Source organism: Flavihumibacter sp. CACIAM 22H1, assembly GCF_001601815.1.
Taxonomy (GTDB): Bacteria; Bacteroidota; Bacteroidia; order Chitinophagales; family Chitinophagaceae; genus Flavihumibacter.
Map to the genome: position 1 here is coordinate 1 of NZ_LUKG01000102.1, position 12,445 is coordinate 12,445.

General features: G+C 45.6%; 13 protein-coding genes. 10 read left to right on the forward strand and 3 right to left on the reverse strand.

The genetic code is table 11. From position 1 onward, the window contains the following. From A1D16_RS19420 to A1D16_RS19445, 6 genes are all read left to right on the forward strand, one after another. A partial coding sequence (locus A1D16_RS19420) for a M24 family metallopeptidase (protein ID WP_290712615.1) occupies nt 1-916 on the forward strand: 916 nt, incomplete at its 5' end. Between the two features lie 28 nt (nt 917-944). Beyond that, on the forward strand, nt 945-1,709 hold the full coding sequence (gene pssA / locus A1D16_RS19425) for a CDP-diacylglycerol--serine O-phosphatidyltransferase (protein ID WP_290712617.1): 765 nt from the start codon (nt 945-947) through the stop codon (nt 1,707-1,709). Continuing rightward, nucleotides 1,706-1,951 (forward strand): phosphoribosylformylglycinamidine synthase subunit PurS, encoded by a 246-nt coding sequence (gene purS, locus A1D16_RS19430; protein ID WP_290712619.1) that lies wholly within the window; start codon nt 1,706-1,708, stop codon nt 1,949-1,951. The genes pssA and purS overlap by 4 nt, the downstream gene beginning before the upstream one ends. After that, nucleotides 1,951-2,619: a 16S rRNA (cytidine(1402)-2'-O)-methyltransferase gene (gene rsmI / locus A1D16_RS19435; protein ID WP_290712621.1), complete on the forward strand. Its 669-nt coding sequence runs from the start codon at nt 1,951-1,953 to the stop codon at nt 2,617-2,619. The genes purS and rsmI overlap by 1 nt, the downstream gene beginning before the upstream one ends. 59 nt (nt 2,620-2,678) lie before the next feature. After that, a complete protein-coding gene (locus A1D16_RS19440; protein ID WP_290712623.1) occupies nt 2,679-3,128 on the forward strand; it encodes a PepSY-like domain-containing protein in 450 nt (149 codons plus the stop codon). Between the two features lie 38 nt (nt 3,129-3,166). Further along, nucleotides 3,167-5,101: a M1 family metallopeptidase gene (locus A1D16_RS19445; protein ID WP_290712624.1), complete on the forward strand. Its 1,935-nt coding sequence runs from the start codon at nt 3,167-3,169 to the stop codon at nt 5,099-5,101. 200 nt (nt 5,102-5,301) lie between these two features. On the opposite strand, the gene A1D16_RS19450 is transcribed toward A1D16_RS19445, so the two are convergent. The 3 genes from A1D16_RS19450 to A1D16_RS19460 are packed head-to-tail and all read right to left on the reverse strand — an operon-like array spanning nt 5,302 to nt 7,768. Next, nucleotides 5,302-5,955 carry a response regulator transcription factor gene (locus A1D16_RS19450; protein ID WP_290712626.1) on the reverse strand — a complete coding sequence of 218 codons (654 nt, stop codon included), beginning with the start codon at nt 5,953-5,955 and terminating at the stop codon, nt 5,302-5,304. Nucleotides 5,956-6,014: 59 nt separating this feature from the next. Continuing rightward, on the reverse strand, nt 6,015-6,665 hold the full coding sequence (rsmG, locus tag A1D16_RS19455) for a 16S rRNA (guanine(527)-N(7))-methyltransferase RsmG (protein WP_290712628.1): 651 nt from the start codon (nt 6,663-6,665) through the stop codon (nt 6,015-6,017). Beyond that, on the reverse strand, nt 6,635-7,768 hold the full coding sequence (locus A1D16_RS19460) for a glycosyltransferase (RefSeq protein ID WP_290712630.1): 1,134 nt from the start codon (nt 7,766-7,768) through the stop codon (nt 6,635-6,637). Before A1D16_RS19460 ends, rsmG begins: the two co-directional genes overlap by 31 nt. Before the next feature lie 69 nt (nt 7,769-7,837). Between A1D16_RS19460 and tgt the strand changes: the two genes are divergently transcribed. From tgt to A1D16_RS19480, 4 genes are all read left to right on the forward strand, one after another. Then, nucleotides 7,838-8,977 (forward strand): tRNA guanosine(34) transglycosylase Tgt, encoded by a 1,140-nt coding sequence (tgt, locus tag A1D16_RS19465; protein WP_290712632.1) that lies wholly within the window; start codon nt 7,838-7,840, stop codon nt 8,975-8,977. 49 nt (nt 8,978-9,026) lie between these two features. Continuing rightward, nucleotides 9,027-10,118, forward strand: a complete 1,092-nt coding sequence (locus A1D16_RS19470; RefSeq protein ID WP_290712634.1) for an LptF/LptG family permease — start codon at nt 9,027-9,029, stop codon at nt 10,116-10,118. A gap of 133 nt (nt 10,119-10,251) precedes the next feature. After that, entirely contained in the window at nt 10,252-11,577 is a 1,326-nt protein-coding gene (locus A1D16_RS19475) for a citrate (Si)-synthase, eukaryotic (protein ID WP_290712636.1), read from the forward strand. Between the two features lie 139 nt (nt 11,578-11,716). Then, nucleotides 11,717-12,244, forward strand: a complete 528-nt coding sequence (locus A1D16_RS19480) for a YceI family protein (protein WP_290712638.1) — start codon at nt 11,717-11,719, stop codon at nt 12,242-12,244. Nucleotides 12,245-12,445: the final 201 nt, after the last annotated feature.

Consider the following 12,445-nt stretch of genomic DNA (forward strand, 5'->3'; position numbering starts at 1 on the left):
CCACCTGGCTGATACCATTTATTTAAATACCAATGAAAACGACCGGAAAGCTAATCTGGTACCAGTACGTGATTATCGGTATGCAGCTGAGTTGCGGGCGCGTTATCCTCTTCATCAATACAAGCGGTCCGCAAAAATCATGAAAGAGCTGCGGGTGGTCAAATCTGCCCTTGAAGTGGAAGTAATTCAACAGGCCATTGATATTACGGAAAAAACATTCCGCCGCATCCTGTCATTTGTACGGCCCGGTGTTATGGAATATGAAATTGAAGCAGAGATCTACCACGAATTTCTACGGAATCGTTCCGCGGGGCCGGCTTATGGAAGTATAATAGCCAGTGGTGACCGGGCCCGTACCCTGCATTATGTTTCCAATAACCAGGAGTGTAAAGACGGTGAGTTGTTATTGATGGATTTCGGGGCAGAATATGGTGGATACAATGCGGATCTGACACGTACGATCCCCGTTAATGGAAAATTTACCAAAAGGCAGAAAGAAGTTTACAATGCCTGCCTGCACCTGCACAATTATGCGAAATCTATCCTGAAACCGGGTATTTCCATTCTGCAGTATACCGATAAAGTAGGGGAGGAAGCCAGCAAACAGTTTGTAAAAATCGGCTTACTGAAAAAAGAAGACCTGAAAAATGAGGACGCTGAAAACAGGGCGTATAGAAAATATCTTTATCATGGAATATCACACCACCTGGGCCTGGATGTACACGACCTGGGTACAAGAACCGAACCCATCAAAGCAGGCATGGTATTTACCATTGAGCCGGGTATTTATATAGAAGAGGAAAAAATGGGGGTACGGATAGAAAATAATTTCTGGATTACTCGTACGGGTAACAAAGACCTGATGGCTGCTATTCCGATTACAGCGGAAGAGATTGAACGTTTAATGAAAAAATAAGCAACTAACCCTCACCACTAACCGAAACATGAAACAAATTCCCAATCTTTTTACCCTGCTTAATCTGGTACTGGGTTTTCTTGCGATAATTGTGATTTTGCAGAATGGTATAACCATTGCCAATGGCCCGGCCGGCGAATACCTGGTGGATATGCCGGAAAAAATATGGATGGCGTCTCTTTTTATTGGACTTGCCGCGGTGGTTGATTTCCTCGATGGGTTTGTGGCCCGCTTACTCAAAGCCAGCTCGGAGATGGGAAAACAACTCGATTCGCTGGCTGATGTGGTAAGCTTTGGCGTGGCGCCCGGATTAATTCTTTACCAGTTTCTCCGGCTCAGCCTGGCTAAGGAAGTTAACGGCCTGGATGCGTCCCTGGTCTGGACTATTCCCGCCGTTTTGGTACCCTGTGCAGCTGCCTACCGCCTTGCGCGTTTTAATATTGATACCCGGCAGTCGTATGGCTTTATCGGTGTACCGGTTCCCGCAGTGGGCTTAGTGGTAGCGTCTTTCCCTTTATTGTACTGGAGCGGCGACTATACCTCCATAGCTGCCCTGCTCACCAACAAATGGGTACTCTATGGAATAATACTGGTACTTAGCTACCTGATGGTTAGTACGCTTCCCATCATGGCCTTCAAGTTCAAAAATTTTGCTCTTCAGCCAAATATGGCCCGGTACCTGGTGCTTGTTGTTGCCGTTATTGCGGCGCTGCTCCTAAAATGGGCAGCCATGCCGGTCGTATTCCTCGTCTATATTATTGTATCTTTGGCTTTTAAAAATAGAACAGAATGACTTTTGCAGTACAGGTTAAAGTAATGCCACTGAAAGAACTTCTTGATCCACAGGGAAAAGCAGTAATGGGTGGATTGGGTAATCTCGGCCTTCAGGCGATCCAGGATGTACGGATCGGAAAAAATATCAGCCTTCAGGTAGATGCTAATTCTGCAGAAGAAGCCCGCGCAATAGCTGAACAGGCAGCCAAAAAATTATTGGCCAATCCCGTTATGGAGCAATTTGAGATAAGCGTGCAGTAATGCTGTATCTGGTTCCATCTCCGATTGGTAATTTACAGGATATTACCCTGCGGGCGCTGGAGGTACTGAAAACTGTGGATCTTATCCTCGCGGAGGATACCCGAACCTCCTCCCGGCTCTTGAATCATTTCCAGATTCAAAAACCACTGACGCCCTATCACCAGCACAATGAACATAAAGTGTTGCAACACCTGGTAGACCAATTGGTTGCCGGAAAAAGCATGGCCGTACTAACAGACGCCGGTACCCCCGGTATTTCTGACCCGGCATTTTTACTGGTGCGGGAGTGTATACGCAATCAGGTGAAAGTGGAATCATTGCCAGGAGCAACCGCTTTCGTGCCGGCACTGGTAAACAGCGGTCTGCCCATTCATCGCTTTTGTTTTGAAGGATTTTTGCCGCTTAAAAAAGGCCGGCAAACCCTCTTTAAAAAACTGGCCGCCGAGGAACGCACCATGGTCTTTTACGAATCGCCCATGCGGTTGGTAAAAACACTGGAAGAACTGGCTGTTTGGCTGGGAGCCGACCGGCAAGCTTCCGTATCCAGGGAATTGACCAAAGTTTTTGAAGAAAATAAAAGAGGAAGTCTTGCTGAATTAGCTACTTATTTTAGTAGTAAACCCGTTAAAGGAGAAATTGTAGTAGTCGTAGAAGGCGCCCCCGCCTGATTTTTAGGTTTTTCTTATCAAGAGGGTTTGGATATTTGTGTACTATCAAAGACCGTCATATGAGATCTGTAATACTTGGATTAGTAGTTCTGACAGGAATTGTCTTCAGCTCACCCGCCATCGCACAGATCCGGAAAATACCGGCCGTAGTTACGGATGCATTCAAATACAAATACAGGAATGCCGAAAGTGTGGAATGGAAGGATAAATTATCCCATTTTATCGTGTATTTCCAGTTGGAAGGGGATAAATACGAAGCCAGTTTTAAAAACGATGGAACCTGGAACGGCTCGCAGAAAGAAATTACCCGCGACGATCTTCCGGAAGATGTATTAGCTGGCCTGGACAAAAGTAAATATGCAGAATGGGAAATTATTGGGTACTACGAACTGATTCAGCCCAATGATAAAACCGAATACCGCCTGCTGGTTAGTAAGTCTGACCTTAATAAAAGAGATTTGACCTTTACTGATAAAGGCAGGTTGGTTCGTGATAAACTTACCCTCTAAGTCGTACATTTAGCGTTTCAGCTAACCTAAACACCTTTATGCAAAAAACGTATACCTGGTTACTTACCTGTTTATTGAGTTGCAGTGGAAGTCTATTTGCCCAATCGGGTCGCTGGCAACAGGAAGCCGATTACAAAATGACCATTGATATGGATGTTTCCACCAATCGGTTTACCGGTACACAGGAATTAATTTACACCAACAACTCCCCCGATACGCTCAAAAAAATTTACTATCATCTCTATTGGAACGCGTTTCAGCCAAATAGCATGATGGATAGCAGGAGCCAGGAATTGGGTAAAACAAAAATAGGCAACCGGCCCGACTGGGATGGACGGGTAAGAGACCGGATCGCACAGCTTAAACCGGAAGAAATCGGCTATCAGAAAGTGCATTCAATTAAACTAAACGGCGTTGCGCAGGAGTATAAGGTATTGGAAACCATACTGGAAGTTAAACTTAGTAAACCCATCCTGCCGAAATCCAAAGCCGTATTAACGATGGACTTTGAAGCGCAGGTGCCCTTGCAGGTACGCCGTTCCGGACGCGATAATCCGTCTACCGGGGTACGTTATTCTATGTCGCAATGGTATCCCAAATTATGTGAATACGATGCGGACGGCTGGCATCCCAACCCCTATGTAGCCCGTGAATTTTACGGTGTATGGGGAAATTTTGACGTAAAGATCAGCATTGATCGTTCCTATATACTGGGAGGAACCGGGTATCTTCAGAATGCCAATGCTATCGGGTATGGTTATGAAACACCCGGCTCCAAACCGGTTGTTCCCGGTACAAAAAAACTTACCTGGCATTTCAAAGCGCCACTGGTACACGATTTTGTGTGGGCGGCAGATCCGGATTACAAACATATTGTTCGCCAGGTTCCGAATGGCCCCACCATTCATGTACTTTATAAGGGCAAGCAGAAGGATGAAAAAAATGATGCTGCCTGGACAAAAGTTGCCGATGCTGCTGTTGACGTATTACCCTTTATAGAAAAGAAATTCGGAAAATATCCCTATAAGCAATATTCGTTTATCCATGGTGGCGACGGTGGAATGGAATACCCCATGGCTACGCTGGTAGCCGGCCCCGGACTGGGCACTGCCTTCCATGAATGGATGCATAGCTGGTACCAAATGATTTTAGGAACCAACGAATCGAAATATGCCTGGATGGATGAAGGGTTCACTTCTTTTGCGGAAAGCCTGGTAAGTGCTTATTATGCCGAGCGCGATAAAGATAAAGCGGCCATCACTTCTTCCGGTATCAGCACCGGACCCAAAAGAAGCATCGTCGATCCTTCCATGAAAGAAAGCCCGCATGCGGGTGCTTACCAGAATTATTTTGCCCTGGTAAAAAGTGGGTTGGAAGAGCCCCTGACCACACATGCCGACCATTTCGAAACAAATTTTGCCTATAGCATTGCTTCTTATTCAAAGGGCGAAGTGTTCCTGGAACAATTGGGCTATATCGTAGGGGCTGATCAGCGCGATCAGATCCTGCTCGATTATTACAACCAGTGGAAATTCAAACATCCCACGGTGAATGATTTTATTCGGGTTGCAGAAAAAAGCTCAGGCATTGAGTTAGACTGGTACCAGGAATATTGGGTAAATACCACCAAAACCATCGATTACGGAATCGACAGCCTGTTTGAACAAAACGGAGCTACCACTATCCGGCTCAAAAGAACCGGTAAAATGCCCATGCCGGTAGATGTGCTGATTACCTATCGGGATGGCAGCAAGGAATTGCATTATATTCCATTGTACCAGATGTTTGGTAGTAAACCAGTGGAAGATCCTGCCCTGCCCCGTAAAGTTTACGAGGCCTGGAAATGGACACATCCTACATATTTGATCAGTACGAGTAAAAAATTACAGGATATAAAATCGGTAGAGATTGATCCTTCAACCCGTATGGCCGACGTAAATCCACGAGATAATAAGTTGGAACTGAATTGGTAAAAGATCTTGTAAAGTCCTTCTATTAAAGCCGTTGTTTCGCAACGGCTTTAATAATTTTATTGGACAGCATAAAGTGGATGGCGGTGGAATGAGAGGTAAGGTAAGGTAAAATGATTAATAATATTTGAGGCATCCCCATTCGAACTCCAAAATTAGCTTTCAGAATTTCCTATCCAATACCTCAAAGTGGGTATTTTATCCTATCGCCCGAAGAATTTGTTGACGGCTTCCACCCGATTATTTACATGTAATTTTTCATAAATATGATACACATGTTTCCGGACGGTTTCCTGGCTGATGAATAACTGGCCCGAAATTTCTTTATACAGCAGGCCCTTGGCCAAAAGTTCAAGAATTTCTTTTTCCCGGTTAGAAAGGACGCCCAGGTTTTTTTCATTTCCGGTAAGGGGATTGGTATCGGTCTGGTTGGGCCTGTTTTGAAAGGCTGTCACTACTTTCCGGGCAATCTGGCTACTCATGGGCGCCCCGCCTTCACTTAGTTCCCGGATAGATTCCAATAATTTAGCAGGTGAGGTTTTTTTGAGGATATACCCATTGGCGCCTGCGCTTAATGCTTCAAAAATTTTCTCGTCTTCCTCATAGACGGTACACATCATAAAAAGTACATCCGGATTGGCTGGTTTTAATTGACGAACACATTCAATTCCGCTGATTCCGCCAAGGTTAATATCCATCAATACCACATTGGGTTGTAAGGCAGGTATTTTTTCCAGGGCCATTTCTCCACTGGCAAAGCTCCCCAGCAACTCATAGTCGTCCGATAATCGCACAATTTCCTCTAATGCATGCCTAATATCATTGGTATCATCTACTATACAAACAGTAATCGCCATGTCGTAAAGATCAAGGAAATTTGCCAGCCGTTCAATACTACTTTGTGGTAGTTTAAGGTTTATTTGTGAACGTACAAAAGGTATTTTTCCCGGTAATAATCCAGGGGGAAAAGATCATAGATTTCCAGCATACGGGGTTTGAGTCCGGATTCGGATATCTCTTTACCCAGTTCCCCTCCTTTTAAACAGATGAGTCCGGCTGCCGGAAAATTTCCTTCCGATGGGCGTTTGTTCAAAACCGGCCTTGCCCAGTACCATAAATCTTTGAGCGGAGCCACAGCCCTTGACACCGCATAATCAAATTTTCGGTCTTTGATATCCTCTACCCGGGTATGGCGGGTACTGAGGTTGGTTAATCCGATAGCAGCCGCTACTTCCTTCACCACGGTTAGTTTTTTATTGATGCTATCGGCCAGTAAAAAATTCACTTCGGGGAAAAAAATAGCCAGGGGCAGGCCAGGGAAACCGCCTCCCGTGCCGATATCCAGCACGGTTGAACCCGGCGGAAATTCAAATGCGGCAGCTATAGCCAGTGAATGCAGTACATGATTTTCGTAGAGCTGATCAATATCTTTCCTGGAAATTACATTGATCTTACTGTTCCACTCTTTGTACAGTTCATCCAGCGCAGCAAACTGTGCTAGTTGATGGGCGCTGAAATCATCGAAATACTCAGTGATCAGGCCCAGTTTTGACGGGGTTTTTTCCATATTGCTGGTGCAAAGATGCAATAATACAGGAACATCCAGATATCGAATAACCACCACCAGGCCCATAAATCTTTTTCCTGTAGTTGCTGCATGGACTTATATTGAATAATTCCCTGCGAAATAAAGCGGATGCCGAAAATAGCCAGCACCAGGCGCCAGTCGGAAAAAATAAGGGCCGTTATGAATGCGGGGTAGTATAAAAAAAGGCTAAGTGAATAAGTGCCCAGCAACCATTTGAACTTGCTGCTGTAGTATTTGCCGGTGGAGTAATGGCGTTGTTTCTGCCGAAACCAATCGCCAAAAGTTTTTTTGGCCTCCGAAAGGGTGAATGCTTCCGGATCCAGTACTACAGCGGTATTGGTTTTATTGGCCACTTTATTGATAAAAAGATCGTCATCGCCGCCGGGTAGGTGGTTAATGGCGGAAAACCCTTTATTATTAATGAACAACTGCCGTTTATAGGAAAGATTTCTACCCACTCCCATATAGGGCATGCCAGCCAGTGCATAGGACAAGTACTGGAGGGCTGTATGGTAGGTTTCGAAGCGGATAAGTTTATTTAACAGGCCGGGCTTTTTAACATAGGGGCCGTATCCGAGCACCACTTCAATACCGGGTTGATACGCATTCTGCATTTTAAACAGCCAGTGTTCAGAGGCGGGTACACAATCTGCGTCGGTCAGCAATAGGATTTCATGATCAGCTTCTTTTATACCAATGGAAAGGGGGTATTTTTTCCCGGGTATGCCTTTAGCCTCATGTTCGAGGTTAACGATCTGTAGCCCCTTAAATGTTTTCTTGAATTCTTCCAGTAAATAACGGGTATCGTCCTGGCTATTATGGTTTACCACAATCAGTTCATGGCTCGATGGGTATTGCTGGAATAATACACCCGGAAGATTACGCGCCAGGTTCCCGGCTTCGTCACGGGCGCAGATAATAACAGAAACGGGGTGTGTCTGCGATTGCTCCCGCTCCTGGCGGTTATAAAAAGCAAGGCGACTAAAAATTCCCCAATAATAGAGGAGTTGTAGTAAACTGATGGCACTGAACAACACGAGGCTGATCAATCCCCAATTAAGGTTGAGCTGCAATAGATCCATAAGCATCCACGGTTGGTCTGGGTTAAGACGCAGGCGGCGAAATTAAGATTAATTACCTTTGCTCCCCTTATGGCAGCACTATCATTTCAACTCTGTGGAAAAGATGCCGGTTCAAATGCCCGCGCAGGCTTGGTTTCAACCGATCATGGAACTATTGAAACACCCATTTTTATGCCGGTTGGTACCGTAGGCAGCGTTAAAGCAGTGAGCCAGCAACAACTGCAGACTGAGGTGAATGCACAGATTATCCTGGGAAATACCTACCATCTTTATTTGAGGCCCGGGCAGCAAGTGCTGGAAGCGGCGGGTGGCTTACACCGTTTTATGGGCTGGGATCGCCCTATTTTAACCGATAGCGGCGGTTACCAGGTTTTTTCGCTGGCCGGTAACCGAAAGCTGACAGAGGAGGGAGCCCTTTTTCAAAGTCATATCGATGGTTCCAAACACCTTTTTACCCCGGAGTCGGTGATGGATATACAGCGATCGATTGGCGCTGATATAATTATGGCATTTGACGAATGCCCGCCTTATCCCAGCGATTACAGCTATGCCCAAAAATCGATGGAGCTTACGCATCGCTGGCTCAACCGTTGTTTTAAAAGGCTTGAAGAAACACCCGATAAATACGGCTACACCCAAAACCTGTTTCCGATTGTGCAGGGCAGTACTTATAAAGATCTTCGTCGGGCTTCGGCTGAATTTGTTGCTTCAAAAGGAGCTGCCGGCAATGCCATTGGTGGCTTGTCTGTAGGCGAACCGGAAGAAATGATGTACGAACATGCGGCACATTGCTGTGAATTCCTGCCCGCCGACAAACCCCGTTACCTGATGGGAGTGGGCACCCCCTGGAATATCCTGGAGAATATTTCGCTGGGCATTGATATGTTCGACTGCGTTATGCCCACCCGGAACGGACGAAATGCCATGTTGTTTACCAGCAAAGGAGTGATCAATATCGACAATAAAAAATGGGAAAAGGACTTTAGCCCTATTGACGATGGTATTGACAATGCGTTTAGTCAGTATTACAGCAAAGCCTACCTCCGGCACCTGGTAAAATCCAAGGAAATTCTGGCCTTAACAATTGCCAGTGTACATAACCTGGCATTTTATCTCTGGCTGGTAAAAGAGGCACGCCGGCATATCCTTGCAGGCGATTTTACAAGTTGGAAGAACGAACAGATCCTGCTTCTAAAAACCAGGTTGTGAAAGCATTAACCATTTTTCAACTAGATTTGACCGCTGCAATTCGCTAGGCATGAAAATCCTCGACTGGTATATATTCAAAAAATTCATGGTCACTTTTCTGTTTGCCATCCTTACCATTACGGTAATAGCGGTGGTGATCGATACCAGTGAAAAAACAGATGATTTTGTAAAATCGGGCTTGCCCTTTTCCGGTATTGTTACGCAGTATTATTTTGGTTTTGTTCCGTTTATTATATCCATGATTTTTCCGCTGATCGTTTTTATTGCGGTTATTTTTTTTACCTCAAAAATGGCGGGCCGGTCGGAAACGGTGGCAATACTGGCAACAGGAATTCCCTACCATCGTTTTCTGCGGCCTTATTTGATTGGCGCCGTATTACTAGCCGGTATTATGCTCTGGGCCAATGCCATCGTTATTCCGCGTGCCAATGAAATTTACAGCAAGTTCAAGATCACCTATATCGATAAAAACAGTACCTACTCCTCCGGGGCGGGCGGCAGCAGAGATTTTTATTTCCGTTCAGACAGCGTCACGTTTGTTGGAATGAAGTATTATGATACCCTGAATAAATCTGCCAGTAATTTTTTTCTCGAACGGATCAAGGGCAACCAGGTAGTCTATAATCTTCGCTCCGATTATATCCGCTGGGATACGGCTACCCGCAAATGGCGGATAGAAAATGCGGTGGAACGAAAAATAGATGGGCTGAAAGAAACCGTGGTCAAACACCCTCACCTCGAAGTGAACCTGAATATGAAACCGGAAGAGCTACGACGTGATGATTACCTGAAAGATAAACTCAGCTCGGTTGAATTGTATGATTTTATAAAACGGGAAGAAACCAGGGGTACGGAAGGCTTAAATACCTATAAAGTAGAATTTCACCGCCGGCTGGCAACCCCCGTATCTGTTATCATCCTCACCCTGATGGGGGTTTTTGTGGCGGCCCGCAAAACCCGGGGAGGGTCCGGCATCCAACTTGCTTTCGGCATTGTTGCGGCCGCATCGTTTGTGATTATGGATAAGTTCTCCACCGTATTCTCTACCAAGGGAAATTTTCCTCCAATACTGGCTGCCTGGTTACCCAATCTTATATTTCTATTTGTCGCCTGGTACCTCTACAAAAAAGCCCCTAAGTAAGCATCGCTGCTTTTTTAATCCTTTTCTAACGCAACAGAAGCCAATTTTTATTTGTTGTAACACAGACAATAGCTAATTTTATAGGTTATAGCCTGGCGAACTAGTTGGCGTATACATATATAAAAACTTCTTAATGGGAAGCTACAAAGAAAAATTCAAAGAAAAGGCAGACTTGGCCTCAGCAGAAATAAAAAGCCTGTTGAAAGAGCATGGAAATAAAGTGATTGGAGAAGTATCCTTATCCCAGGTTTATCAGGGTATGCGGGGCATTACGGGGCTTGTTACAGAGACCTCATTGCTCGACTCGCAGGAGGGGATCCGCTTCCGGGGGTATTCTATTCCTGAGCTGCAACAAAAGCTTCCTAAAGCCAAAGGGGGTAGTGAACCTTTACCGGAAGGCCTGTTTTACCTGATGTTATTCAATGAGCTGCCCACGGAAGATGACGTAAACGAGATGACGGCAAAATGGCAGCGTCGTTCCCATGTACCTACCCATGTTTTCAATACAATCGATGCGCTTCCTTTAAATACGCACCCGATGACCATGTTTGTAGTGGGCATCATGGCCCTGCAAACCGAAAGTAATTTTGCCAAGGAATATGCCAGGGGCATGAATAAAAAGGATTACTGGGAGCATACTTTTGACGATGCCATGGACCTGATTGCCCGCTTACCGCGTATTGCAGCGTATGTATATCGCCGTAAGTATAAGCAGAACGAACATATTCAACCGAACGGACTGCTCGACTGGTCGGGAAATTTTGCGCATATGATGGGGTATAAAGACGAAGGTTTCCAGGAACTTATGCGTTTATACATGACCATTCATGCCGATCATGAAGGAGGCAATGTATCTGCACATACTACCCACCTGGTAGGTTCTGCCCTGAGCGATCCTTACCTGAGCTTTGCCGCGGGCATGAATGGCCTGGCAGGTCCGCTGCACGGGCTGGCCAACCAGGAAGTGATCAAATGGATCTTTGAAATGCAGGAATCACTGGGTACCGACAATCCATCCAAAGATCAGATTGCCCAATACGTGCAGGATACACTGGCCGCCGGTAAAGTAGTGCCGGGCTATGGCCATGCGGTATTGCGTAAAACCGATCCGCGTTTTGAAGCACAGATGGAATTCGGCAAAAAACATATGCCAGACGATCCGCTCTGTCAAACGGTTTGGAACGTGTATGAAACCGTTCCGCCCATACTGCAAGCGCTTGGAAAAGTGAAAAATCCCTGGCCAAATGTGGATGCGCATTCCGGCGCTCTCCTGGTGCATTACGGGTTAAAAGAATACGAGTTTTATACCGTCATGTTTGCAGTGAGCAGAGCACTGGGCGTAATGGCCAGCCTAATTTGGGACCGGGCCCTGGGCTTTCCGCTGGAGCGTCCGAAATCCATAACTACCGAGCTGGTAAAACGCTGGCTGAAAGGCGAAGACCAGGTTTGGGGAGATTAATTGAGTTTCGAATAGCCACTGGCACGATAATTTGTTAAATCCGGAGAAATCCGGATTTTTATTTTGTCTTTTAATGTTTAAACATTAATATTGTATTCTAATTTTATCGCATTTATAAAAACTATAAAAACTCAAAACAATGGCAACCTGGAAAATAGACCCCAGTCACTCAGAAATCACGTTTAAAGTAAAGCACCTGGTTATTTCAACAGTATCCGGAAAGTTTACTGAATTTGAAGGCAGCCTGGAAGCAGAGCAACAGGATTTTTCGGACGCAAAAATTCAGTTCTCTGCAAAAATCGATAGCATTACAACTGGTAATGAACAGCGGGACGGGCACCTGAAATCGCCTGATTTCTTCGATGCAGCAGGGCACCCTGCCATGACTTTCCGTTCCACGTCTCTATCACCCATCAGCGGATCGGATTATACCTTAACAGGTGATCTTACCATCCGCGGCACCACCAAACCGGTAACACTGAAAGCTGAGTTCGGCGGTACACAGGTTGATTTTTATGGAAACACCGTGGCGGGTTTTGAACTAACAGGTAAAATCAATCGCCAGGATTTTGGCCTTACCTGGGCAGCAGTAACCGAAGCGGGTGGGGTAGTGGTATCTGACGAGGTGAAACTTGCTATCAACGTAGAATTGATCAAACAGGCTTAATTCAGGCAGCACAGCAGTTAAGGCACGCTATATATAACCGATCCGGCTTATTTCCGGGTCGGTTTTTTTTCACCGGCAGATTTTTTTGCTGGATGTTGACCGGCACTCTATATTTGCACTCCTGCAACGGGGAAGTTCTTATTACAAGGGGAATTAGCTCAGCTGGCTAGAGCGCTTGCATGGCATGCAAGAGGTCACCGG

Coding starts and splice junctions, on each gene's coding strand:
- pssA (WP_290712617.1), top strand. CDS start 945: ATGAAACAAATTCCCAATCTTTTTACCCTGCTTAATCTGGTACTGGGT.
- purS (WP_290712619.1), top strand. CDS start 1,706: ATGACTTTTGCAGTACAGGTTAAAGTAATGCCACTGAAAGAACTTCTT.
- rsmI (WP_290712621.1), top strand. CDS start 1,951: ATGCTGTATCTGGTTCCATCTCCGATTGGTAATTTACAGGATATTACC.
- A1D16_RS19440 (WP_290712623.1), top strand. CDS start 2,679: ATGAGATCTGTAATACTTGGATTAGTAGTTCTGACAGGAATTGTCTTC.
- A1D16_RS19445 (WP_290712624.1), top strand. CDS start 3,167: ATGCAAAAAACGTATACCTGGTTACTTACCTGTTTATTGAGTTGCAGT.
- A1D16_RS19450 (WP_290712626.1), bottom strand. CDS start 5,955: ATGGCGATTACTGTTTGTATAGTAGATGATACCAATGATATTAGGCAT.
- rsmG (WP_290712628.1), bottom strand. CDS start 6,665: ATGGAAAAAACCCCGTCAAAACTGGGCCTGATCACTGAGTATTTCGAT.
- A1D16_RS19460 (WP_290712630.1), bottom strand. CDS start 7,768: ATGGATCTATTGCAGCTCAACCTTAATTGGGGATTGATCAGCCTCGTG.
- tgt (WP_290712632.1), top strand. CDS start 7,838: ATGGCAGCACTATCATTTCAACTCTGTGGAAAAGATGCCGGTTCAAAT.
- A1D16_RS19470 (WP_290712634.1), top strand. CDS start 9,027: ATGAAAATCCTCGACTGGTATATATTCAAAAAATTCATGGTCACTTTT.
- A1D16_RS19475 (WP_290712636.1), top strand. CDS start 10,252: ATGGGAAGCTACAAAGAAAAATTCAAAGAAAAGGCAGACTTGGCCTCA.
- A1D16_RS19480 (WP_290712638.1), top strand. CDS start 11,717: ATGGCAACCTGGAAAATAGACCCCAGTCACTCAGAAATCACGTTTAAA.